The sequence below is a fragment of the Pseudomonas sp. B6(2017) genome, assembly GCF_002112765.1.
Classification (GTDB): domain Bacteria; phylum Pseudomonadota; class Gammaproteobacteria; order Pseudomonadales; family Pseudomonadaceae; genus Aquipseudomonas; species Aquipseudomonas piscis.
This window is the reverse complement of record NZ_NEIQ01000002.1, coordinates 33,072-55,847: the sequence shown is the minus strand read 5'-3', so window position 1 is coordinate 55,847 and position 22,776 is coordinate 33,072. Positions and strand designations below refer to the sequence as shown.

25 protein-coding genes and 3 pseudogenes are annotated in these 22,776 nt (G+C 65.7%); 19 read left to right on the top strand and 9 right to left on the bottom strand.

Going from position 1 to position 22,776, the window contains the following annotated elements:
• Nucleotides 1–155: 155 nt before the first annotated feature.
• From ggt to CAG11_RS03440, 9 genes and pseudogenes are all read left to right on the top strand, one after another.
• Nucleotides 156–1,991, top strand: a complete 1,836-nt coding sequence (ggt, locus tag CAG11_RS03480) for a gamma-glutamyltransferase (protein WP_085594716.1) — start codon at nucleotides 156–158, stop codon at nucleotides 1,989–1,991.
• A gap of 140 nt (nucleotides 1,992–2,131) precedes the next feature.
• Nucleotides 2,132–2,632 carry a GNAT family N-acetyltransferase gene (locus CAG11_RS03475; RefSeq protein WP_085594714.1) on the top strand — a complete coding sequence of 167 codons (501 nt, stop codon included), beginning with the start codon at nucleotides 2,132–2,134 and terminating at the stop codon, nucleotides 2,630–2,632.
• An 8-nt stretch (nucleotides 2,633–2,640) separates the two neighbouring features.
• A pseudogene (locus CAG11_RS03470) lies at nucleotides 2,641–2,890 on the top strand (DUF3077 domain-containing protein).
• A 115-nt stretch (nucleotides 2,891–3,005) separates the two neighbouring features.
• Nucleotides 3,006–3,308: a type II toxin-antitoxin system HigB family toxin gene (locus tag CAG11_RS03465; RefSeq protein ID WP_085594712.1), complete on the top strand. Its 303-nt coding sequence runs from the start codon at nucleotides 3,006–3,008 to the stop codon at nucleotides 3,306–3,308.
• 5 nt (nucleotides 3,309–3,313) lie between these two features.
• Complete coding sequence (locus CAG11_RS03460; RefSeq protein ID WP_085594710.1) at nucleotides 3,314–3,685, top strand: type II toxin-antitoxin system HigA family antitoxin; 372 nt, start codon at nucleotides 3,314–3,316, stop codon at nucleotides 3,683–3,685.
• A gap of 78 nt (nucleotides 3,686–3,763) precedes the next feature.
• Complete coding sequence (locus tag CAG11_RS03455) at nucleotides 3,764–4,576, top strand: MerR family transcriptional regulator (protein WP_085594708.1); 813 nt, start codon at nucleotides 3,764–3,766, stop codon at nucleotides 4,574–4,576.
• 121 nt (nucleotides 4,577–4,697) lie between these two features.
• On the top strand, nucleotides 4,698–5,414 hold the full coding sequence (locus CAG11_RS03450; RefSeq protein ID WP_085594706.1) for a polyphenol oxidase family protein: 717 nt from the start codon (nucleotides 4,698–4,700) through the stop codon (nucleotides 5,412–5,414).
• A complete protein-coding gene (locus CAG11_RS03445; protein WP_085594704.1) occupies nucleotides 5,411–5,866 on the top strand; it encodes a GNAT family N-acetyltransferase in 456 nt (151 codons plus the stop codon). Before CAG11_RS03450 ends, CAG11_RS03445 begins: the two co-directional genes overlap by 4 nt.
• Before the next feature lie 96 nt (nucleotides 5,867–5,962).
• The gene (locus tag CAG11_RS03440) at nucleotides 5,963–6,544 is read left to right on the top strand and encodes a hypothetical protein (protein ID WP_085594702.1); all 582 of its coding nucleotides are present in this window, start codon (nucleotides 5,963–5,965) and stop codon (nucleotides 6,542–6,544) included.
• A 2-nt stretch (nucleotides 6,545–6,546) separates the two neighbouring features.
• On the opposite strand, the gene CAG11_RS03435 is transcribed toward CAG11_RS03440, so the two are convergent.
• Genes CAG11_RS03435 through CAG11_RS03425 form a run of 3 tightly spaced genes read right to left on the bottom strand, consistent with a single transcriptional unit; the run spans nucleotide 6,547 to nucleotide 8,541 of the window.
• Nucleotides 6,547–6,900, bottom strand: a complete 354-nt coding sequence (locus CAG11_RS03435; protein WP_085594700.1) for a gamma-glutamylcyclotransferase family protein — start codon at nucleotides 6,898–6,900, stop codon at nucleotides 6,547–6,549.
• A gap of 32 nt (nucleotides 6,901–6,932) precedes the next feature.
• Nucleotides 6,933–8,027, bottom strand: coding sequence for a D-alanine--D-alanine ligase (ddlA, locus tag CAG11_RS03430; protein ID WP_085594698.1), 1,095 nt, complete (start codon nucleotides 8,025–8,027; stop codon nucleotides 6,933–6,935).
• Nucleotides 8,028–8,061: 34 nt separating this feature from the next.
• Nucleotides 8,062–8,541, bottom strand: coding sequence for a GNAT family N-acetyltransferase (locus CAG11_RS03425; RefSeq protein ID WP_053132067.1), 480 nt, complete (start codon nucleotides 8,539–8,541; stop codon nucleotides 8,062–8,064).
• A 179-nt stretch (nucleotides 8,542–8,720) separates the two neighbouring features.
• On the opposite strand from CAG11_RS03425, the gene CAG11_RS03420 reads away from it, so the two are divergent.
• The 5 genes from CAG11_RS03420 (at nucleotide 8,721) to CAG11_RS03400 (ending at nucleotide 13,509) form a co-directional block, all read left to right on the top strand.
• Entirely contained in the window at nucleotides 8,721–9,056 is a 336-nt protein-coding gene (locus CAG11_RS03420) for a DUF190 domain-containing protein (RefSeq protein WP_085594696.1), read from the top strand.
• A gap of 73 nt (nucleotides 9,057–9,129) precedes the next feature.
• On the top strand, nucleotides 9,130–9,936 hold the full coding sequence (locus CAG11_RS03415) for an AraC family transcriptional regulator (RefSeq protein WP_085594694.1): 807 nt from the start codon (nucleotides 9,130–9,132) through the stop codon (nucleotides 9,934–9,936).
• Between the two features lie 79 nt (nucleotides 9,937–10,015).
• The gene (locus CAG11_RS03410) at nucleotides 10,016–10,411 is read left to right on the top strand and encodes a cupin domain-containing protein (RefSeq protein ID WP_085594692.1); all 396 of its coding nucleotides are present in this window, start codon (nucleotides 10,016–10,018) and stop codon (nucleotides 10,409–10,411) included.
• Nucleotides 10,412–10,663: 252 nt separating this feature from the next.
• Complete coding sequence (locus CAG11_RS03405) at nucleotides 10,664–11,278, top strand: biliverdin-producing heme oxygenase (RefSeq protein WP_085594690.1); 615 nt, start codon at nucleotides 10,664–10,666, stop codon at nucleotides 11,276–11,278.
• Nucleotides 11,275–13,509, top strand: coding sequence for an ATP-binding protein (locus CAG11_RS03400; RefSeq protein WP_085594688.1), 2,235 nt, complete (start codon nucleotides 11,275–11,277; stop codon nucleotides 13,507–13,509). Before CAG11_RS03405 ends, CAG11_RS03400 begins: the two co-directional genes overlap by 4 nt.
• 3 nt (nucleotides 13,510–13,512) lie before the next feature.
• Here CAG11_RS03400 and CAG11_RS03395 read toward each other — a convergent pair whose 3' ends face one another.
• Entirely contained in the window at nucleotides 13,513–14,412 is a 900-nt protein-coding gene (locus tag CAG11_RS03395; RefSeq protein ID WP_085594686.1) for a LysR substrate-binding domain-containing protein, read from the bottom strand.
• A gap of 102 nt (nucleotides 14,413–14,514) precedes the next feature.
• Here CAG11_RS03395 and CAG11_RS03390 point away from each other — a divergent pair, with 102 nt between their 5' ends.
• Complete coding sequence (locus CAG11_RS03390) at nucleotides 14,515–15,444, top strand: DMT family transporter (RefSeq protein WP_085594684.1); 930 nt, start codon at nucleotides 14,515–14,517, stop codon at nucleotides 15,442–15,444.
• Nucleotides 15,445–15,449: 5 nt separating this feature from the next.
• On the opposite strand, the gene CAG11_RS03385 is transcribed toward CAG11_RS03390, so the two are convergent.
• Nucleotides 15,450–16,856, bottom strand: a complete 1,407-nt coding sequence (locus CAG11_RS03385; protein WP_085594682.1) for an MFS transporter — start codon at nucleotides 16,854–16,856, stop codon at nucleotides 15,450–15,452.
• A 95-nt stretch (nucleotides 16,857–16,951) separates the two neighbouring features.
• On the opposite strand from CAG11_RS03385, the gene CAG11_RS03380 reads away from it, so the two are divergent.
• Nucleotides 16,952–17,836 (top strand): LysR family transcriptional regulator, encoded by an 885-nt coding sequence (locus CAG11_RS03380; RefSeq protein ID WP_085594680.1) that lies wholly within the window; start codon nucleotides 16,952–16,954, stop codon nucleotides 17,834–17,836.
• Between the two features lie 6 nt (nucleotides 17,837–17,842).
• Here the strand turns inward: CAG11_RS03380 and CAG11_RS03375 are convergent, their stop codons facing one another.
• The gene (locus CAG11_RS03375; protein ID WP_085594678.1) at nucleotides 17,843–18,337 is read right to left on the bottom strand and encodes a YbaK/prolyl-tRNA synthetase associated domain-containing protein; all 495 of its coding nucleotides are present in this window, start codon (nucleotides 18,335–18,337) and stop codon (nucleotides 17,843–17,845) included.
• A 12-nt stretch (nucleotides 18,338–18,349) separates the two neighbouring features.
• On the bottom strand, nucleotides 18,350–18,955 hold the full coding sequence (locus tag CAG11_RS03370; protein ID WP_085594676.1) for a flavin reductase family protein: 606 nt from the start codon (nucleotides 18,953–18,955) through the stop codon (nucleotides 18,350–18,352).
• 162 nt (nucleotides 18,956–19,117) lie between these two features.
• Here CAG11_RS03370 and CAG11_RS03365 point away from each other — a divergent pair, with 162 nt between their 5' ends.
• The 3 genes from CAG11_RS03365 to CAG11_RS03355 all read left to right on the top strand — a co-directional run bounded on the left by CAG11_RS03365 (nucleotide 19,118) and on the right by CAG11_RS03355 (nucleotide 21,485).
• A complete protein-coding gene (locus tag CAG11_RS03365; protein ID WP_085594674.1) occupies nucleotides 19,118–19,891 on the top strand; it encodes an SDR family oxidoreductase in 774 nt (257 codons plus the stop codon).
• Between the two features lie 90 nt (nucleotides 19,892–19,981).
• Nucleotides 19,982–20,887, top strand: a complete 906-nt coding sequence (locus CAG11_RS03360; RefSeq protein WP_085594672.1) for a LysR family transcriptional regulator — start codon at nucleotides 19,982–19,984, stop codon at nucleotides 20,885–20,887.
• A gap of 49 nt (nucleotides 20,888–20,936) precedes the next feature.
• A complete protein-coding gene (locus tag CAG11_RS03355; RefSeq protein WP_022640933.1) occupies nucleotides 20,937–21,485 on the top strand; it encodes a GNAT family N-acetyltransferase in 549 nt (182 codons plus the stop codon).
• A 44-nt stretch (nucleotides 21,486–21,529) separates the two neighbouring features.
• Here CAG11_RS03355 and CAG11_RS34415 read toward each other — a convergent pair.
• Nucleotides 21,530–21,958 (bottom strand): annotated as a pseudogene (locus CAG11_RS34415) (methyl-accepting chemotaxis protein); the annotation flags it as partial.
• 165 nt (nucleotides 21,959–22,123) lie between these two features.
• Nucleotides 22,124–22,756: pseudogene (locus tag CAG11_RS34410) on the bottom strand (PAS domain-containing protein); the annotation flags it as partial.
• Between the last annotated feature and the right edge of the window lie 20 nt (nucleotides 22,757–22,776).

The window sequence follows — 22,776 nt, the reverse complement described above, 5'->3', positions numbered from 1 at the left end:
GTGCCCTGATACAGGTCAATCGGTGCAGGTTGAAGCGCCCGGGCGGTCGCACAAGGCCGGGGGTTGCCGGCCGGTGAAGCCCAACGCTGCTTTCTAGTGCTGTACATTGCCCCCACGGACGACACTTCAATTCCCCTGCGAACGGAGCTCAACGCGTGTTCTCGACCCTCCCCTCCCGTTATCGCCAATTGGCCGGCATCGGCCTGATCGCCGCCGCCCTGGGCCTTGCCGCCTGCCACAACCCACCGGCGTCCACCGCCCTGCCCCCCGCTCCGGAAGTCGCCTCGGGCTACCGCACCGACATGCAGACCCGGCACGCCGCCAAGCACATGGCCGCTGCCGCCAACCCGCTGGCCGCCGAGGCCGGGCGCGAAATGCTGCGCAAGGGCGGCTCGGCCATCGATGCGGCGATCGCCATGCAGGCCGTGCTGACCCTGGTGGAACCGCAATCCTCGGGGATCGGCGGCGGGGCGATGATCGTGCTTTGGGATGGCAAGGCCGTGCGCACCTATGACGGCCGCGAAACCGCCCCGGCAGGCGCCACCGAGAAGCTGTTCCTGCAGGCCGACGGCAAGCCCATGCCCTTCCCCCAGGCGCAGATCGGCGGACGCTCGGTGGGCACTCCCGGGGTATTGCGTGCCCTGGAGATGGCCCACAAGCAACACGGTCGCCTGCCCTGGGCGCAACTGTTCGAACCGGCGATCCGCCTGGCCGAACAAGGCTTCGCCATCTCGCCACGGCTGCACACCATGATCAGCAGCGACAGCGCCCTGCCGCGCTCGCCGGACATGGCCGCCTACTTCCTCAACGCCGACGGCACGCCCAAGGCCGTCGGCACCCTGCTGAAGAACCCGCAGCTGGCCGCAGTGCTCAAGCGCATCGCCCAGGAAGGCCCGGACGCGCTGTACAAGGGGCCGATCGCTGCCGAGATCGTGGCCAAGGTCCAGGGCCACGCCAACCCCGGCAGCCTGTCGCTCGCCGACCTGCAGAACTACCGCGCCAAGGAGCGCGCGCCACTGTGCAGCGACTACAAGCGCTGGCAGGTCTGCGGCATGCCGCCGCCCTCCTCCGGGGGCGTGGCGGTGGCGCAGATCCTCGGCACCCTGCAAGCCCTGGAGCAGCGTGATCCACGCTACACCCTGGCCAATCTCAAACCGCAGAAAACCCAACAACCGGCCGGCCTGGAACCGGCGCCACAAACGGTACACCTGATCGCCGAGGCCGAGCGCCTGGCCTACGCCGACCGCGGCCTGTACGTGGCCGACAGTGACTTCGTGCCAGTGCCGGTGGCCGGCCTGATCGCCCCGGACTACCTGGCCAGTCGTGCCGCCCTGATCGGCGAGCGCAGCATGGGCCAGGCCGAGCCCGGCAAACCGCGGGGCATCCAGGTGGCCTATGCGCCGGACCGTTCGCCGATGCGCATCTCCACTTCCCAGGTCGTGGCGGTGGATGACCAGGGCGGCGCGGTGTCCATGACCACCACGGTGGAAGCGGCGTTCGGCTCGCACCTGATGGTCCAGGGCTTCATGCTCAACAACCAGATGACCGACTTCTCCTTCATTCCCGAGGAGAACGGCCAGCCGGTGGCCAACCGCGTGCAGCCGGGCAAGCGCCCGCGCTCGTCCATGGCGCCGACCCTGGTCTTCGATCGTGCCAGCGGCGAGCTGCTGGCCAGCGTCGGCTCCCCCGGCGGCTCGCAGATCATCGAGTACGTGGCCAAGTCGGTGATCGGCATGCTCGACTGGAACCTCGACCCGCAAGCCGCCGTCGGCCTGCCCAACTTCGGCAGCCGCAACGGCCCCACAGAGCTGGAGCAGGGCCAGTTCAGCCCAGCGCTGAAACAGGCGTTGCAGGCCCAGGGGCACCAGGTGAATGAAATCGACATGACCAGCGGCACCCAGGCCATCGTTCGCGTGCGTGATGCGAAGGGCAAAGCCTCCTGGGCCGGTGGCGCCGACCCACGGCGTGAAGGCGAAGCGCTGGGGGACTGAAGGTTCTGCGCTGCACTCAAGGGCTGGCCGTGAGGCCGGCCCTTTTTTGTGGGCCTGTATGCTGTTTTTTGCAGCGCTCTGTATCTGATCGGGCAGGAAGTTCTGCCCTAGCATCAGCGCTTGCCAACGAGGAACAGACAATGCAGCCGATCCCCGCCGATATCACCGTCCCAGGCCTGAGCGTGCGTCGCCTGGGCCTCCAGGACCTGGAACTGGTGTGCGCCCACCGCCAGGCGATGTTCCTCGACGCCGGCCACCCGCCAGCCACCTTGCAGGTCATGACCGAACACTTTCGTCCCTGGCTGCATCAACGCCTGGTGGACGGTCGTTACTACGGCTTCGTGCTGCTGGAAGCCGAGCAGCCCGTGGCCAGCATCGGCCTGATGAACATCGACTGGCCGCCCCACCCGGCTCACCCGACCCAGGATCAACGCGGCTACGTGCTCAATGTCTACGTCGAGCCCAGCCACCGCCGCCGGGGCCTGGCCACGACGCTGATGCAACTGGCGGATGCCGAGTTCCGGCAACGTGGCCTGGGTTTCGCCATCCTGCATGCCACTCGCTCCGGCCAACCCCTCTACCAGGGCCTGGGCTGGGCCGCCACCAGTGAAATGGCCAAGCCCCTGCAACCCTTCGCGTAACCACGCCCCTGACCACCCACGGTGAAATCCGCTTTTCCCTGTGGGGCGAACACCTGCATCCGCTGTTGCGCGTGAAGGCCGATGTACCGATCAGCGAAGCCCTGGAGCACGCCTCGACCCTGTTGCATCTGGCAAAGCAATTCACCCTGGAGACAGCCATGGAGCCCCGGTGCGACCGCTATGCTTGGGCGGCACACTTTCCTGGCGGAGATGGGCAAGGCACCGATGGACGACGTGCACACCACGCTCTGCGCATGACCTTATCGTCACTGAGTCCAGGTAGCGTCTGCGGGCCGATCCATTGATCTGCCCGTACGTCGCTCGACTCACTCAGCGACTTGTTTAAGTCCCATGACGGGACTAGGATCGCGCCATGAGAATTATTGCAGTCAGTCAGTTGAAGGCCTTCTGGAAACGCTACCCGGACGCAGAACAGCCTCTGCTGGCCTGGATCGATGAAGCAAGGAATGCAGAGTGGTCCAACCCTGCGCAGATCAAGGACCAGTACCGCAACGCCAGCATTCTCAAAAGCCGCAGGGTGGTCTTCAACATCAAGGGCAACGAGTATCGATTGATCGTTGCCGTGGCCTATCGTTTCGGTGCGCTCTACATCAAGTTCGTCGGCACTCACCAGCAGTACGACGCGATTGACGCTGACAGCGTAGACATGGAGTAACCCACATGAACATCCGCCCCATCCACACCGACCAGGACTACCGCGCGGCACTGAAGAGCGTCTCGCCGCTGTTCGACAACGAACCACAACCGGGAACCCCTGAAGGCGATTACTTCGACGTGATGATCACCCTGATCGAAGCTTACGAAGCCAGGCAGTTCCCCATCGACCTGCCCAATCCGATCGAGGCGATCAAGTTCCGCATGGAACAGTCCGGGCTGTCCGCCGCCGACCTGGTCCCCGCCATCGGCCGTACCAACCGCGTCTATGAAGTGCTCAACGGCAAGCGCGCGCTCACCTTGCCCATGATCTGGAAACTGCATCAATTGTTCGGCATTCCCGCCCAGAGCCTGATCAAGCCCACAAAATCATCCTGAGCACCACGGCCGGGCTTGAGCTTGCCCTTAGGTAAAGGCCCAACATGCCGGCAAGCCCAACAACACCCAGGACGCTCCATGCTCACCATCGGACAAATGGCCCGCTGCCACGGCCTCACCACCAAGACCCTGCGCCACTACGACAGCATCGGCCTGTTCGCCCCCATGCTCACCGGGCGCGACAACGGCTACCGCTACTACGGCCCACAGCAGATCGCCACCCTCGGGCGGATCGTCTGGCTACGCCAGTTGGGCATGTCCCTGGAGGACATCCGTGCCCTGGCCGACCAGGGCGGCCTGGACAGCCCGCCGGCCATGGAGCAGGCGCTGCGAGAGCAGGCACGGCAATTGGAAAGCGAGATCGCTCGCGGCCAGAAGATGCTGGGCCAGCTGCAACGCTACCTGGCCCAACCCCCACGCCAGCTCCCCAAGGCCCAGGTGCCGGAACGGGTATTTCTCAGCGCGCAGCGGATCATCGGCATGGCCTGGCAGCAGGGCGATGCGGGCTCCATCCCCGAGTTGTGGCAACGCTTCGAACCCCGCGAGCAGGAGATCCAGCGCCTGGCCGACCCCATGGGCACCTACGGCATCTGCCAGCCCCTGGACGACAGCCAATGGCGGTACATAGCCGGCCTGCCGGTGGCCGCCGACGCGCCCCTGGTACCCGGCATGGTGGAGCTGGAAATCCCCGCTCGCCACTACGCTCGGGTGGAGCACCACGGCACTGTGCAAACCCTGCCGGAAACCTTCCGCGCCGCCTACAGCGAATGGCTGCCCGCCGCCGGGCTGGTACCCGTGGATGCGGTGGAGTTCGAGTACAGCGGTGAACGCTTCCTCGGCCCAATGCACCCTGACAGCGTGGTGGAGTTGTACATCCCGCTCGGCTCCTGAGGCTCTGGCATCGGGGCGACCGCTGGTCACCCCCCTCGCTCCACGGCTTGCCGGTCAGCAAAAATGCATCGGATACCGCTATGCTCTGCCACCAATCCCGAGGTAACCGAGCACAAGCCCGATGAGTTTCCAGGCAAACGTGTTGAAGCAGATCGCAGGTATCCGCCATGAGTTCTCCACCATCGGCGCGACGCTACCGGCCAGCCTGTTCTTCTGCTCCCAGGTGCACAGCGGCGATGTCATCGAGGCCAGCACGACCTTGCCCAGCGGGATCATCCGTGGCGATGCGGTACTGACTCGCTCCAACCGCCCGATCGCCGTGGTCACCGCCGACTGCCTGCCGATCCTGATCAGCAGCGACGACGGTTCCTGGGTCGCGGCGGTGCATGGCGGCTGGAAGGGCCTGCACGGCGGGATCATCGCCAATGTGCTGCAACACCTGGCGACCAAGGGGGTTGAAGCACACCAAGTGCGGGTCGCCATCGGCCCCTCGATCAAGCCTTGCTGCTATGAGGTCAGCGCCGACTTCATCGCCCCCTTCTCGGCGGACTCGCAGCGCCCCTGGCCTGCCAGCCAGGCCCCCTGGAGCCACGAGCAACCCGCGCCGCTGCTGCCATCGCAGATCGCTCCGCCTTCGGCCAGCCAGGAAGGTTCGCTGTGGTTCGACCTGAGCCGCTACGCCGTGCATCTGCTGCATGCCGCTGGCGTGGCGGACGAGCAGATCGAGATCAGCCCGCTCTGCACCTACTGCTCCACCCCCAGCCTGGCCAGCTACCGGCGCCGAGGCCATCGGGGCGAGGAAAAGACCTTCCAGTACTCCTGGATCGGTCGCACATGAGCCACGAGAGTGCACTACTCCCCACCTCCCTGAGCGACCTGGAAACCCTGGTCCAGATGCGCATCTCGGCCATGCGCGAAAGCCTTGAGCGCCTGGGGCGCTTCGATCCTCAGCGGGCCCGAGAGCGATTTGCTGCAAGCTTCGCGGCCGAACGCTGCCACTTCATCCTCAGTGACGGACAGCCTGTGGGCTTTATCCAGAGCCAATCACACGCAGACCATCTGCGCCTGCAGCACCTGTACGTCCTACCGCAATTCCAAGGGCGGGGCCTCGGCGCCAAGGCCCTGGAGCAGCTTTTGCAACGCTCCGCCAACGAACAACTACCCATCCACCTGGATGCGTTGCGCGGCAGTGACTCGAATCGTTTTTATCGACGCCTGGGTTTTGTTCAGGTGGGTGAAAGTGAATGGGATATTCACTACGTTCGGCCGGCGGATCCACCCCGGGCCTGAACCCGGTTCCGATCGACCAGCGAGACCACGCTGGTTCTTGGCCAACAACCTGAGCTAACGTTGCCTCCCCCTTCAGACCCAACCCAAGGAGTGCTCGTGTCTGACAACCTCTATGCCCCGCCCCAGGCGGATCTGGCCACCTCCCTGCCGGAGGCGAAGCAGCCACCGTTCTACGTAGTGTCCCGGGGCAAGTTCCTCACCCTGTTCATCCTCACCTTCGGCCTCTACCGGGTGTACTGGGCCTACAAGAACTGGAAGCAGTTCAAGCAAGACAGCGGTGAGGAAATGTGGCCTGTGGCCCGGGCGATTTTCGCCATCTTCTTCACCCATGCCCTGTACCGCGAGGCCGATGCCCGGCTCAAGCGCGATGGCCAGGATTTCAAATGGGAGCACGATGGCCTGGCGACCCTGTTCGTGGTCGTATCGGTGGCCAACAACGTCCTGGACAGCCTGGCGCGCAACAACGTCGGTTTTCCGCTGGTGGATATCGCCAACCTGCTGCTGATACCGGCCCTGGCCTGGATCACCTGGCTGGGCCAGCGCGGCCTGAATGCCGCGGCTGGCGACTTGCACGGCCAGAGCAACGCCCGCTTCACCCCGATCAATTATCTGTTCATGGTGCTCGGGACGTTGCTACTGGTAGTGGTGTGCCTGGGGATGATGGTCATGGCGCGCTGAACTCAGGCGCTGATGTAGACCCAGGCCTGGATACCGGAAGACAAGGTCACGCTGACTCGCTTGTAGTCCGAGACTTCATAGCGGTCGGCGGCTGCCAGTTCCTCGGCAGTGAGGCGAAACACCATGCCGGGGATCGGTGCGCTGTCCGCCGACCCCGGACGCAGGATCGGGTGATGGGTCTTGCCGCTACTGGCCAGCACTTGCGGGTCGGTGATTTCCACCCAGTGCTGGTCGTAGCCGAGCATGGCGTCATGGCGACCCTCCAGTTCGCGGCCGAAGTTGGCCAGTTGCACCGCCTTGTCCTGCAGGGTGCCGTAGGAAAAAAGATAAACCGATGCCGGTGTTGCCGCACTCATCCGTAGTATCCCAATCAAGGTTGTGATCCGCTTCAGCGGGTGATTTTCAGCGCCTGCCGCTCGTCGTGCCGCTCCAGAGCCAGCTCGATCAACCGGCTGACCAGTTCGCTGTAGCTCATGCCCGCGGCCTGCCATAGCTTGGGGTACATGCTGATGCGCGTGAACCCCGGCAAGGAGTTGACCTCGTTGATCAACACCTGGCCACTGTCGGTGAGAAACACATCGACCCGCGCCAACCCGGAGCAACCCAGCACCTGGAAAGCCTCGATGGCCAGGGCGCGAACCCGCTCGCTGGCTTCATGGTCGATGGCCGCCGGCACTACCACCTGGGCCGCCTGCTCGTCGATGTACTTGCTGTCATAGGAATAGAAACCGCTGCCGACCACGATCTCGCCACAGCCACTGGCGATAGGCTGGTCGTTGCCCAGTACCGCGCACTCGATCTCCCGGCCACGCACCGCCGACTCCACCAGCACCTTGTGGTCGAAGCCCAGGGCCAGCTCTACCGCGGCGTGGTACTGGGCCTCGTCCTCGACCTTGCTCACCCCCACCGACGAGCCCTGGTTGGCCGGCTTGACGAACAACGGCAGGCCAAGCGCCGCCCGGACCCGGGCAAAGTCATGGCGCGCACGGTTGGCGCGGGTCAGGGTGACGAAGGGCGTCACCGCAAGGCCGGCATCGCGCAGCAGGCGCTTGCTGATGTCCTTGTCCATGCACACCGCCGAGCCCAGCACGTCGGAGCCGACGAAGGGCAAGTCGGCCATGCGCAGCAGGCCCTGCAGGCAACCGTCTTCGCCCAGGGTGCCGTGGACGATGGGGAAGATCACATCGACGTGCCCCAGCAGCTCCTGGCTGGAGGTCTCCACCAGTTGCCCGCTGGCCTTGCCCGGCACCACCGCGAGCTCACGGTTGGACTGGTTGAGGGCGATCAGCGCCGGGTTCTCCTGGTTGATCAGGAAGTTCGAAGTGTCGTTGAGGTGCCAGTGGCCCTGCTTGTCGATACCGATCAACACCGGCTCGAAACGCGAGCGATCCAGGGCATCGACGATGTTGCGTGCCGATTGCAGCGACACTTCATGCTCGGCCGAACGGCCACCAAAGATAATCCCGACCCGCAGCTTGCTCATGAATGGCTTCCGTCTTGAAAAGAGATTCCCGGCCTCAGCTCGGGCTGTAGCGCAGGTGGATCAGCGCCACCCGCTCGTGTTGCTTGTCCTTGCGCTCCTCGATGGCGAAGGGCACGAACCCCAGCTTCGGATAGAACAACAGCCCCGCCACATTGCTGTTGAAGCAGGACAGGGTCACGTCGCTGGCCTGGTGCCGGCTGCGGGCGAGATAGATCATCTGCCCGATCAACTGCGCGCCCAGCCCGACGCTGCGCACATCCGGGTCGACGATCACGTTGCCGATGGTGCAGGTACCGCCCTGTTCCCAGCGATAGAAATTGGCGAAACCCACCACCTGCCCGTCACGCTCGATCACCGTGGAATCGCTGCGCTGGGCGATAGAGTCGCGCAACTGCTCATGGGTCAAGGGCCAGGTGGCGGCGGGGAAAAAGAAGAACAGCTCCTGGGCGCTGCGCACAAAGCCGCAGATACGCGGGATATCGGCGTCCACCACCGGGCGGAAGGTCACTGCCATGTTCGGTCTCCTGCGGGACGTAGCGTCCTGGTCGGGGTTCGTGTCATGGGCCCCAAACGCTGCCGCATGAGCCTGTAGCGAGCTGGTGGACGCTACTCCTCTCGTTGCGCCCAGGCAACCACCGAGCCGGCCGCCAGCTATGCTCAATCAACGGGCTGCCATGTCGTGGGAGGGCAATCATGCAAGGCTACCTGGTGACCTTCTTCACCCAGCAGAACCGGCGTTACCACGGTCGGATGCTCGGCGACTGGATCATCGACCTGGCCCGGGAAATGGGCCTGCAGGGCGCCACCCTTTCCAGCGCCGTCGAAGGCTTCGGCCATTCCCGGCAACTGCATTCGGCGCATTTTTTCGACCTGGCCGACCAGCCCCTGGAAATCCGCCTGGCCATCAGCGAAGCACAAGCCCGGCAATTGTTCGAACGCCTGGCCCAGGAAGACTTCGCGCTGTTCTACACCAAGGTCCCCATCGAGTTCGGCCACCTGGGCCGGCAGGCACAACTCGATAGCGCGTGATGGGCCGGGCAAGACAGCCGGCATGGCCTCGGGTTAACGTGCCGGTTTCAGCTACCTGCTCCTGGACTGCCCCATGGCCGGACCGATCATCACCGACTGGGTTCACCGCGCACCGCCCGCCCGGGGCCTGGAACGCATCGAAGCCTACTTCGCCGGCCATGGCTACGACATGCATCGCCACGATACCTACGCCATCGGCCGCACCCTGCATGGGGTACAGAGCTTCCAGTATCGCGGCGGCTGGCGCCATAGCCTGCCGGGCGCAACCATGGTCCTGCATCCGGACGAAGCCCACGATGGCGAGGCCGGGACCCAGGATGGCTTTCACTACCGCATGCTGTATGTCGAGCCGGCGTTGATCCAGCAGATCCTCGGCGGCCAGCCCCTGCCCTTCATCGCTGGCGGCCTGTCCGCCGATCCACGGCTGTTCGCCGCCACCCAGACCCTGCTGCACAATATCGACAGCCCCCTGGACCCGCTGGAGCAGCAAGATGCCCTGTTCGACCTGGCCCACGCGCTCAATCGGGTATCCGGGGTCGCGGCGCCCCGGCAACGCTTCGACTATCAGGCCGCCGAACGTGCCCGGGAATACATCCACAGTGCCCTGGACCGCACCCTGACCCTCGATGAGCTGGCCGCCCACAGCCAGCGCGATCGCTGGAGCCTGTCCCGGGATTTTCGCCTGCTGTTCGGCACCAGCCCCTATCGCTACCTGAGCATGCGCCGCCTGGACCTGGTCCGGGCGCTGCTGGTGCAGGGCCAGCCCCTGGCCAACGCGGCGCTGGCTGCCGGCTTCGCCGACCAGAGCCACATGACCCGCCAGTTCCGCCAGGCCTATGGCCTGCCGCCGGCGCGCTGGCTGAAGATGCTCGGCCGCTGAGCCACGCACAATCGTTCAAGAATCCACAACCGCGGGTTGCCTACCCTGGGCGCTCATTCACCAACGATATGGAGTTCCCATGGACCATCCCGCCGGCAGCACCGCGCAACGCCAGTACCAGAGCATCAACTTCGCCCAGAAGCTCGGCCTGTTCAGCGAACAGTGGACCCCCAAGGTGATCGCCGAGATGAACGACTACCAGTTCAAGATCTCCAGGCTGCAAGGCGAATTCGTCTGGCACTCCCACGCCGAGACCGACGAAACCTTCATCGTCCTCGATGGCCTGCTGCACATCGACTTCCGTGACGGCCAGGTGTCCATCGCCAGCGGCGAGATGTTCGTCGTGCCCCGGGGCGTGGAACACAAGCCCTGGTCCGAGCAGGAGGTCAAGCTGCTGCTGATCGAGCCTCGGGGCGTACTCAACACCGGTGACAAGGGCGGCGCACGCACCGCCTTGAACGACGTCTGGATCTGACCCAGCCCGACAGCCGGCCAAGGGAATTAATGCCGTGCTGTCGGAGTCAGAGCTGCGGTAGGCCGTCGATCGACTACCCATGACCGTTTGCCGGAGCGACGAAAAATCTGCGCCGCTCCGGCAAACCACAGGTAAAGTGACGTTCCTGTTCTTTTCCGTGCGATGGCTCCATTGCAGGGACCACTGCCTGGTCCCGGTGCTCGATGACGCCCATGGCGCATCCACCTACCGCAGCGACTCCCGGATCCCTGAATGCCCCAACCGCATCAAGACACTGCCGCTTCCTTCCTGCTCCAGGACCTGCGCGCCGGCACCGCGACCCTGCATGTGGCCCTGGAACAACGCCTGCCATTTTTCTCCGAGCAGCTCGACGCTGCCTGGTACCAGCGCCTGGTCCAGGCCTACTACGGGTTCTACCAGCCCCTGGAGGCGGCCCTGGATCAAAGCGGGCTGATTCCGGCCGGGTACGAGCCGCAACTGCGGCGCAAGACTCCAGCGCTGAACGGCGACCTGCTGGCCCTGGGCCTGAACCAGGCCGAGATCGACCACCTGCCACGCTGCCCGCAGCTGCCCCGGCTGGACACTCCGGGCGCCTGCCTGGGCACTCTCTATGTGCTGGAGGGCGCGACCCTGGGCGGGCAGATCCTGCGCCGCGAAATGGCCCGGCGCCTGGCGCTGGATGCCGGCAATGGCGGGGCCTTCCTCGACGTCTACGGCGCCCTCACCGGCCGGCGCTGGAAGGATTTCCTCGACTACCTAGGCCGCATGCCCAGCCACACCAGCGCCCGCCAGCAAGTGGTGGACGCCGCGCAATCCACATTTGCCTGTTTCGAGCACTGGCTCGACAACCGCGAGGTGCTGCTATGACCCCCCAGGATTCCCAGGCCTTCGAGCAGTTGCTGGCCAACTGCGCCAACGAACCCATCCGCTCCCCGGGCGCAATCCAGCCCCACGGCGTCCTGCTGACCCTGGACGAGCCAGGGCTGCGTATCCGCCAGGTCAGCGCCAACGTCGAGACCCTGCTGGGCCAGCGCGCCGAGCAAGTCGTCGAGCAGCCCCTGGACAGCCTCCTGGGCACCGAACACACCCAGAGCATTCGCCAACGGCTGCAACTGCAACACTTGCTCGATGCCACGCCGCTGTACCTGGAGCTCCATGGCAGGCGCTTCGAAGCCTTGCTGCACCGGCACCAGGGCGTATTGATCCTGGAACTGGAGCACCAGCTCGAACAGCACCAGGCACCGGAGCTCAAGCAGCGCACCGACAACCTCGGGCGCCTGCTGCGCCGCCTGCAGACCGCCAAGACCCTGCAAGAGCTGTACGCCATTAGCGTCAGCGAGATCCAGGCCATGACCGGCTACGACCGGGTGCTGATCTATCGCTTCGAAGAAGAGGGCCACGGCCAGGTGATCGCCGAGGCTACGCGGCCGACCATGGAAGTGTTCAACGGCCTGTTCTTCCCCGCCTCGGACATTCCCCAGCAGGCCCGCGAGCTGTACCGCAGCAACTGGCTGCGGATCATTCCCGATGCCGACTACCAGCCGGTGCCGCTGGTGCCGACCTTGCGCCCGGACACCGGCCAAGCCCTGGACCTGAGCTTCGCCACCTTGCGCAGCGTGTCGCCGATCCACTGCCAGTACATGAAGAACATGGGCGTGCTGTCGTCCATGAGCATCTCCTTGCTCAAGGACGACCAGCTCTGGGGCCTGATCAGTTGCGGCAACCGCCAGCCACTGCTGGTACCCCACGAGTTGCGCATCGCCTGCCAGACCATCGGCCAGGTGCTGTCGCTGCAGATCAGCGCCATGGAAGCCCTGGAAGTCAGCCGCCAGCGTGAGGAAAAGCTCGCCACCCTGGCCAGCCTCAACCAGGCCATGGAGCAGGCCAGCGGCAGCGTGTTCGCCAGCCTGGCCCAGGAACCCGGGCAGTTGCTGGAGCTGACCCGGGCCGGCGGCGTGGCGATCATCGAGGATCGCCAGTTGCACTGCTTCGGCAACTGCCCGCCGCCAGAGCAGATCCGCGCCCTGCACCGCTGGTTGCAAGCGTCCGGGCAACCGGTGTTCGCCACTCACCACCTGGCCAGCGTCTACCCGCCGGCGGCCAGTTATCAACAGGTGGCCAGCGGTGTCCTGGCCATGAGCCTGCCCAAGCCTGTGGATAACGGCGTGCTGTGGTTCCGGCCCGAGGTGAAGGAAAACATCAACTGGAGCGGCAACCCGCAAAAGCCCCTGAACCTGGAGAACTCCGACGCCGGCCTGCGCCTGCGACCGCGTACCTCGTTCGAGATCTGGAAAGTGGAAATGGCCGGGATCTCCAGCAAGTGGAGCCACGGCGACCGCTTCGCCGCCAACGACCTGCGCCGCTCGGCCCTGGAGCACGACCTGGCGCGCCAGGTGCTGCGCGAACAACAGGCAGTGCGCGCCCGGGACGAGCTGGTAGCGGTGGTGTCCCACGACCTGCGCAACCCCATGACCGTGATCTCCATGCTCTGCGGCATGATGCAAAAGGCCTTCAGCTCCGACGGCCCGCACACCTCGCGGCGCATCTCCTCGGCCATCGACACCATGCAACAGGCCGCCAGCCGCATGAACATCCTGCTGGAGGACCTGCTGGACACCTCGAAGATCGAGGCCGGGCGGTATCGCATCGCCCCCCAGCCGCTGGACGTCGTGCAGATCTTCGAGGAAGCCTATTCGCTGCTGGCGCCCCTGGCCCTGGACAAGTCCATCGATATCAGTTTCCACGCCGAACCGGACCTGACCATCCACGCCGACCCCGAGCGGCTGTTCCAGGTGCTGTCGAACCTGGTGGGCAACGCCATCAAGTTCACCCCCAAGCAGGGCAAGGTCGGGGTGGTGGCGATGTCCGACGGCGAGCAGATCGTGTTCAGCGTCCGCGACTCCGGGGAAGGTATCCCCGCCGACCAGTTGCCGTTCGTCTTCGACCGCTACTGGACCATGAAGGAAGGCAACCCCAACGGCACTGGCCTGGGGCTGTACATCACCCAGGGCATCGTCCAGGCCCACGGCGGCACGATCCAGGCCTACAGCGAGGTGGGCAAGGGCAGCGAATTCCGCTTCAGCGTGCCCCGGGCCTGAGCTTCACTCGGCGCCGTGGGCCACCAGCCAGTCATGGAACAACTGGCCGCTGGCCGACAGGCGCCGGTTGCGCAGGTGCACCAGGAAGTCCGCCTGGCCGGTATGGAAGGCCCAGTCGCCAACCCGTAGCAACTCGCCCTTGGCCACCCCGTCGCGGGCCATGAAATCCCAGCCCAGGCCCACCCCCAGCCCCTGCTGCACGGCGCTGAACATCAAGGTCAGCTGGTTGAAGCCCAAGGCTCCCGGCGGCGCGCTGTAGTCCAGGCCGAAGTGACGGAACCAGTCCCGCCAGTCGATGCAGTTCCAGGCCGAGGCGTCCAGCTGGATCAGCGGCAAGGCCGCCAGTTGCCCAAGCTCGCTGACCACCGGCAACTCCAGGCGCCGGCTGGCGATGGGGTAGACGATCTCGGCGAACAGCGGCGTGGCCGCCAGGGACGACCAGTGCCCCGGCCCGTAGAGAATGCCGAAGTCATGCTCGGCCACGCTGGACTCGTCCATGTCGTTGTTGGCGTGGATGCTCACGGTGATCCCCGGGTGCTGCTTGTTGAATGCCAGCAAGCGCGGGAACAGCCAGAACTGCGCCACCGCATGGGTGCATTGCACGGTGATGGTGTTGGCATCGCGCCCGGCCCGCAGCCGTGTGACGCTGCGCAACAAGGCTTCGAGCTGGGTGCTGACCTGGGCGAACAGCGCCGCGCCGCTGGCGGTGAGCTTCACTCCGCGGGCCTGGCGCTCGAACAACTCGGTCTTGAGCGACAGCTCCAGGCTGCGGATCTGCTTGCTCACCGCGCTCTGGGTCAGGCACAGCTCGGTGGCGGCCCGGGTGAAGCTGGCGTTGCGGCCCACCGCTTCGAAGGTCACCAGGGTTTCCAGTGGCGGCAAGTGCCGGGCGAAGCGACTCATCAGGTATTCCCCAGGAGAATAGGTAGGTGCCTATATATCCTTTGTCCATCCGGTCAGCAATGACTAGCCTGCGCACCTTGATGAATCGCTGCGAGTGTGTGCATGAAACGCGGAGTTGCTTATGCGGTCCTGGCCGGTGCGGTCTGGGGCCTGGCCATTGTGGTGCCCAGCCTGTTGCCGGAGTTCAGCCCGCTGATGCTCAGCTGCGCCCGCTTCACCTTGTATGGCGCATTCTCCCTGCTCCTGGCTGCGTCCCAGGCTCGCGAGCTGCTGCAACGCCTGACCTGGAACGACGCGCTGCTGCTGGTGAAGCTGGCACTGACCGGCAACCTGATCTATTTCATGCTGCTGGCCAGCGCCATCCAGTGGGCCGGGGTGGCCAGTACCGCGCTGATCGTCGGCCTCTTGCCCCTGACCATCACCCTGGCCGGGCGCGGGGATGCCGACGCGGTGCCGTTGCGGCGCCTGCGCTGGCCGCTGCTGCTGGTGTTCGGTGGGATCTGCTGCATCAACCTCGACACCCTGCTCACCGCCCAGGGCGATTCGCCGGAGCTGGGCCAGCGGGCCCTGGGCCTGCTGTGTGCCTTCGGCGCGCTGCTGTGCTGGACCTGGTTCGCCAAGGACAACGCCCGCTACCTCAAGAGCAGCCGCTTCGACAGCGGCCAGTGGTCGAGCCTGTGGGGCATCACCACCGGCCTGATGAGCACCGTGGTCTGGCTGCTGGCCCAGGGCCTGGAGTTGCCGGGCACGCGGATCGAGGCCAGCGACCAGCGCTGGATGCTGTTCTGGGGCCTGAGCCTGTGCAGCGCGGTGCTCGGCTCGTGGTTCGGCAATCGTATGTGGAATGCCTCGACCCGGCGCCTGCCACTGACCCTGAGCGGCCAGTTGATCGTGTTCGAGACCCTGTTCGCCCTGCTCTACGGCTTCATCTGCCTGCAGCACCTGCCGAGCTTGCTGCAAGCCAGCGCGGCGTTGTTGTTGCTGGCCGGCGTGCTCTGGGCGGTGCGCCGGCACCTGCCCCAGGCTCACTGAGGGCCTCAGCCCGAGGCCGCAGAACAACCCGGCAGCGCCACCGGGGAGCGGGGTAGGCGCAGGGCCAGCAAGGCGCCCAATAACGCCAACAGGGCACTGGCGGCGGTGGCCAGCTCGATGCCCTGGGCCTGGTTGCCCACCGGGCCCAGGGTGTTGGCCAGGGACACCAGCAAGGCCAGGCCCAGGGCGCCGCCGATCTGCTGGCTGGTGGAGGCCACGCCCGCCGCCACGCCCTGCTCGGTTGCGGCAATGCCCTGCCCTGCCGAGATCCACATGGTGTTCCAGGTCATGCCCTGGCCGATGCTCATGATCACGATCCCGGGTAACAGGCCGACAAAACCCCGGCTGCCCGGTAGCGCCAGGTAGATCATGCCGATGCCCAGGGCCCCGGCCAGCAAGCCGCAGACCAGGACCGCCCGCAGGCTGGCGCGCCGCAGCGCCCGCTCGCCCAGCCAGATACCCAGGGTGCAGAGCACCGTCGAGGGCAGGAAGGCCAGGCCGCTGTGCAACACACTGAACTGGTAGACCTGCTGGAAGTACAGGCTGAGGAAGTAGTACTGCACGCCGAAGCTGCTCATGAACAACGCGGTGATCAGCATCGCCATGCGCAGCTGTGGATAACCCAGCAGGCGCAGGGGCATCAACGGATCACGCCCCAGGCGCTCGATACGCAGGAACAACCCGAGCAAGGCCAGCGCCAGCAGCAGGCAGGCCAGGGTCGCCGGGGCGGCCCAGCCCCATTCCGGCCCCTGGACGATGGCGAACACCAGCAAGGTGCCGCCCAGGGTCACGCTCAAGGCGCCCGGAAGGTCGAACTGGCGCCCGCGCTGGCGCGGAGGATCGGCGGGAATCCAGCGCCGGGCCAGCAGTGCACACGCACCGGCCAGGGGCACGTTGACCAGGAACACCGCCGCCCAGCCCCAGTACTGGGTCAGCACGCCCCCCAGCAGCGCCCCCAGGGCCAGCCCCGCCGCCGACGCCGCGCTCCACACCGCGAAGGCACGGTTACGCGCCGGGCCTTCGGCGTAGTAGGTGTTGATCAGGGCCAGGGTCGCGGGGAACAGCATCGCGCCTCCCACACCCTGCACCGCTCGCGCCAGCACCAGCCACAGGGCACTGCCCCCCAGCCCCCCGGCCAGGGACGCCAGGGCATAAAGTCCCTGGCCGACGATGTAGAAACGCCGCTTGCCCAACAGGTCCGCCGCCCGGCCGCCCAGCAGCAGGAAGCCGCCGAAGGTCACGCTGTAGGCACTGACCACCCATTGCAGCTGCTGGGCGGAAAAGCCCAGGTGCTGGCCGATCTCCGGCAGGGCAACGAAGACGATGGTGGCGTCCAGGGCGATGATCAGCTGGGCCGTGGCCAGCAACAGCAGCATCCAGCCCGACGGCTTGGCTAACGGGTTCGCGGACATCGCGGGACTCCTCGGATGAAATGACGGCGGTCAGTTTCATCGATGCCATTTAAATGATAAACAAGCCGTTCCTTCTTTCAGTAATGACTTTAATCATGGATCTGAACGCCCTGCGCCTGCTGGTCCGAGTGGCCGAAACCCGCAGCTTCACCCGCGCCGCCGGGGACCTGGGGCTGACCCAGTCCGGCTTGTCCCGGGCCATCTCGCGCCTGGAACAGCAGTTGGGCGTGCGCCTGCTGCAACGCAACACCCGCAGCGTCAGCCTGACCCCGGACGGCCAGATGCTGGTGGAGCGTGCCGGACCGCTGCTGGCGGAACTGGTCCAGACCGAGAGCCTGCTGTTGGAACGCCGCGACTCGCCCACCGGCGTGCTGAAGATCAGCACACCCTCGCTGTTCGGACGCAAGGTGGTGATGCCGGTGATCGGCGGCCTGACCGAGCGTTATCCGGCCTTGAGCATCGAGGCGGTGATGACCGACCGGATCGTGGATATCGTCGATGAAGGCTTCGATGCCGTGCTGCGTACCGGAACCATCCAGGACCAGCGCCTGATCGCCCGCCCCCTGGCGCCGCTGCGCTGGGTCACGGTGGCGGCGCCGGCCTACCTGGAACGCCACGGCACACCTCGGGACCTGGCCGAGTTGCAGCGCCACAACTGCCTGACCGTGCGCAACCTGCGCAGCGGCCGGCTGGTGGAATGGCAATTCATGGACCAGGGCAAGCCCCTGGACCTGGCGGTCACGGGACGTTTGATCTTCGATATCGGCGACGCCCTGGTGGACGCCGTGCTGGGTGGTTTCGGCATCGCCCAACTGATGGAGTTCGCCGTGCGCGAGGCCCTGGACGACGGGCGCCTGCGGCCCATTCTCCAGCCATACGACGGGCGCAGCCGCGAGCTGTCGCTGGTCTACCCGCCCTCGCGCCAGTGCTCGGCAAAACTCACCACGTTCGCCGCGGCCCTGGGCCAGGTGAGCTGGTAAGGCGCGTCAGCCCTCTTGCGCCGCATCCTGGGTCACATCGAGCAAGCGCGGCTGGGCGATCCGCAGGTAGTCCTCGGTGGCCAGCACCATGGATGCATCCAGGCGCCCGGCATTGAAGGCGATTTGTTCATAGCGCGAAGTCAGCTGCGGATCGACGATCAACGCAATCCGTGGATCGAAGCTCAGCGGTGGGATGGCTCCGATCACGCAGCCCGTCAGTTCCCGGACCAGCTGCGGCGCCACGAGCTGGGCTTTCTTGCCTCCCAGGGCCGCGCCGACTTTCTTCATGTCCAGTTTCTGGTCCCCGGACAGGATCACCAGGGCGTAGGCATCGCCACCGCCCTTGAGGCCGCACAGCATGGCCTTGGCCCCCTGGCCCGGCTCGGTGCCGCGAATCTCGGCGACCCGTGCCGACTGCCCTTCGGCCGGGTGCTCGATCACCCGGTAACGGGCCTGGTGCCTGTCCAACAGCGCCACCAGGCGTTGGAAAACCTCGTGCATGCAACCTCCTGTTCAGGCCTCGCCGGCCAAGGGCAACTGGCGCCCGTCGATACTCTGGCCAATGGTCAGGAAATGCCCACCGGCCACATGGTGCAAGGTGCGCAGCCGATCATGGCCGTCGAAGTGCCAACGCCCCTCGCTGAACACCCGCGAGTCGGCCTGGGCGGCAATCACTTCGCCGAGGAACAAATCGTATTGCTGGTGGTTGTGGGGCTCGGGCAGCAACCGACACTCCAGCCAGGCCACGCAACCTCCCAGCAACGGCGCGGCAAGGGCCTGGCCGGCGAAGGTGGCCAGGCCGTAGGCACTGAATTTGTCGCGACCGCCCTGGTGCAGTTCCAGCCCGGAGCTGTTGCCCAGGCTCTGGGTGATGTCGACCTGCTCCACACAGGGCACGTTGAGCACGAAGCTGCCGGAGGCCTCCAGCAGTTGCCGGGTCCAGGTGGTCTTGTCGAGCACCACCGCGACCTTCGGCGGTTGGAAATCCAGGGGCATGGCCCAGGCGGCGGCCATGATGTTGCGCTGCCCTTCATGGGCGGCGCTGACCAGTACGGTGGGACCGTGGTTGAGCAGACGATAGGCCTTGTCCAGGGGGACCGAACGACGAAATGCGGGCATGGCAGGCTCCTGAAAAAAAGCGATTGTAGCGTCAAGCCCTGGCCGTGCAGATGGGTCGATTGGACGGATTTCCTGGATGATCCGTCCAGCGCTCGGCGGCTTATCCACAGCGCCCCCCGGACTAGACTCATCCTTCATTTCAACACTTGAAGGATGCGCACCATGGCTGACCATTCCCTGAACGACAAAGTCGTGTTGATCGCCGGCGGCGTGAAGAACCTCGGCGGCCTGATCGCCCGTGACCTCGCCCGCCACGGCGCCCGGGCCGTGGCCGTGCACTACAACAGCGATGCCAGCGCCGCCGATGCCCGGGCGACCCTGGCCGCCCTCCAGGAGCTGGGAGTCCAGGCTCAGGCCTGGCAGGCCGACCTGACCCGCGCCGGTGCAGTGGAGCGCCTGTTCGACGAGGTCAAGGCACGCTTCGGCAAGATCGATATCGCCATCAACACCGTGGGCAAGGTGCTGAAGAAACCCATAGTCGAGATCAGTGAAGAGGAGTACGACCAGATGTTCGCGGTCAATGCCAAGAGCGCATTCTTTTTCATCAAGGAGGCCGGCAAGCACCTGGAGGACAACGGCAAGCTGGTGACCCTGGTGACTTCGTTGCTGGGTGCGTTCACGCCGCTCTATGCCGCCTATGGCGGCGCCAAGGCGCCGGTGGAGCACTTCACCCGGGCGGCGGCCAAGGAGTTCGGCGCCCGGGGCATCTCGGTCACTGCCGTGGGTCCGGGGCCGATGGACACGCCGTTCTTCTACCCGGCCGAAGGCGCCGATGCCGTTGCCTATCACAAGAGCGCTGCGGCGCTGTCGCCGTCGAGCAAGACCGGCCTGACCGACATCGAGGACGTGGTGCCCTTCATCCGCCACCTGGTGACCGAGGGCTGGTGGATCACCGGCCAGACCTTACTGATCAACGGCGGCTACACCACCAAGTAATCCTCGCGTCCAAGGGGTACATTGGCCTGCCGGACCGGCGCCACGGTCCACTCCCCCCAGGCATGCCCGCGAACCAGGACAGTTGCGACGATGGATAAACTTGAGCAGTACCGGGTGTTCATCCAGGTGGCCGACATGGGTAGTTTCATCAAGGCCGCCCATGTCCTGGAGTTGCCCAGGGCCACGGTGTCCTCGGCGGTGCAGCAGTTGGAAACCGGCCTCGGCACAAGGCTGCTGCACCGCACCACCCGCCAGGTGCAACTGACCGCCGACGGCGCCATCCTGCTGGAACGGGCCCGGCGCCTGCTGGCCGACGCGGCGGAACTCAACCAGCTGTTCCAGCATCGCCAGGTGGATGTCAGCGGTCGCCTGAACATCGATGTGCCCAGCCGCATCGCCCGGCGCCTGATAGTGCCCGCCCTGCCCCAGTGGCTGGCTCAATACCCCGGCTTGCAACTGGCCCTGGGCGCCTGCGACCGCAGCATCGACCTGGTGCAGGAAGGCGTCGATTGCGCGATCCGCGTCGGCAGCCTGGCCGACAGCAGCCTGATCGCCCGCCCCCTGGGCCAGCTGGGGTTGATCAACTGCGCCAGCCCCGCCTACCTCGCCGCCCATGGTGAACCCCACAGCCCCCAGGACCTGCAGCAAGGCCAGTGGATGATCGGTTATGCCTCACCGGACACCGGCCGCGAGCAACCCTGGGAATACCTGCTCGAAGGCCGTGAGCACCTGATGAGCCTGCCCAGCCGGGTGATCGTCAACAACGTGGAAAACTACATCGCCTGCTGCCGCCAGGGGCTGGGCCTGATCCAGGTTCCACGCTTCGATGTGCAGCACCTGCTGGACCGAGGCGAGCTGGTGCAAGTGCTGCACGGGCTGCCAGTGGCGCCGATGGATATCTGCGCGCTGTATCCCGATCGGCGCCATCGCTCGCGCCGCCTCAATGTGTTCATCGAATGGTTCGCCGAGCTGATCCATCCACACCTGCAGACTTGAGTCCCGGGCTTGCCCGAGGGCGGCGAATCGTGAGATGAAAGCGCCCCCAATGGATGGAGGTACCTGGACCATGGCGCACCTGCGGATCGCTGCTCCACAGCTCGACGACCTGAATGACCTGCTGGCCTTCGAAGAGCAGAACCGTGCGTTCTTCGAAGCCTCGATCAACGCCCGGTCGCCCAGCTACTACTGCAGCGAGGGCGTCGCCGAGGCGATCGTCCAGGCGCGGCAAGACGCCGAGGCGGACCGTGGCTACCAGTTCCTGATTCGCCAGGACGGCCTGCTGGTGGGGCGGGTCAACTTGCACCGGGTGCAACGGCACTACTTCAATTGCGCCGAGCTGGGTTATCGGGTTGGCGAGCGCTTCATCGGCCGCGGGATCGCCAGGACGGCGGTAGCCCAGGTACTGCAACGGGCGTTCGGCGAGCTGGGCCTGAGCCGCCTCGAGGCCAACGCCCGGCCGGAGAACATCGGCTCGGTGCGCGTGCTCGAGGCCTGCGGTTTTTCCCGCTACGGCCATTCACGCCGCAGCTTCCTGCTCCACGGGCAGTGGTTCGATCGCCTGCACTATGAATGCCACGGGCCGTTGCAGCCCTGAACCGGCCGGCGCCCGCCTGAACGGACGCCCCTGGCCAGGTGGCATCAAGTCGAGAGCTGGTTGGCGAACTGTCCCACCGCGCTGACCACCTTCTGGGCGCCGTCCTGGATCTCGACGATCACCGTACCGGCTTCCGCCGCCAGGGCCAGGCCCTGCTCGGCCCGTTGCTTGCCTTCGACCATCAGCTCCACCGCGGTGCGGGCCATGTCCTGGTTCTGGCGCACCACGCCGACGATCTCGTCGGTCGCGCTGCTGGTACGCGAGGCCAGTTGCCGCACCTCGTCGGCCACCACCGCGAACCCTCGACCTTGCTCACCGGCCCGGGCTGCCTCGATGGCGGCATTGAGCGCCAGCAGGTTGGTCTGCTCGGCGATCCCGCTGATGGTCTTGACGATACTGGCGATCACCAGGGACTGCTCGCTCAGGGCCTCGATGCCGTTACCGGCATCCTGCATGTGCCTGGCCAGGTCCTGCATCACGGTCACCGCTTCGGTCACCACGGTAGTGCCGCGCTGGGCGCAGGTGTCGGTCTGCAACGAGGTGTTGTAGGCGATGCTGGCGGCTTCGGCCACCGCCAACTCCTGGTTCACCTGGTCGGTGATCACCGTGGCGAACTTCACCACCTTGTAGAGCTTGTTGTTGGCGTCCATCACCGGGTTGTAGGAGGCCTCAAGCCAGACCACCCGGCCATGGGAGTCGACCCGCTTGAAGCGCTCGGCGATGAACTCGCCGGCGTTCAGGCGCCGCCAGAACTCTTGGTAAGCCGGGCTGTTGTACTCCTCGGGCTCGCAGAAGATGCGGTGATGCTTGCCTTGGATCTGCGCCAGGCTGTAGCCCATGCTCGTCAGGAAACGCTCATTGGCGCTGAGGACGGTGCCATTGAGGTCGAACTCGATCACCGCGGTGGAGCGCACCAGGGCGCCGATCAGGTTCTCGTGCTCGCGGGATGCCTCGATGGTGCGGGTCAGGTCGCTGGAGAAAATCGCGAAGTACTTGATCCGCCCCTCGGAGTCGCGCACCGGCTGGGAAATCGAACGCAGCCAGGCTTCCTGGCCATTGCCACGCAACAGGCGCACCGCCCCGGCAAAGTGCTCGCCCCGGGTCAGGGTGCTTTTGAACCGCAGGTGGAACTCGTCGTGCTTGACGTGGGCCGGGACGATATCTTCCAGAGGACGCCCCACCAGGTCGCCGCTCTTGTAGAGCATTTCCTGGGCGAAGTTGTGGTTGACCGATTGAATCCGTCCATCGGCGCTCAAATTGATCACGAGCATCTCGCTTTCAAGGCTTTCCT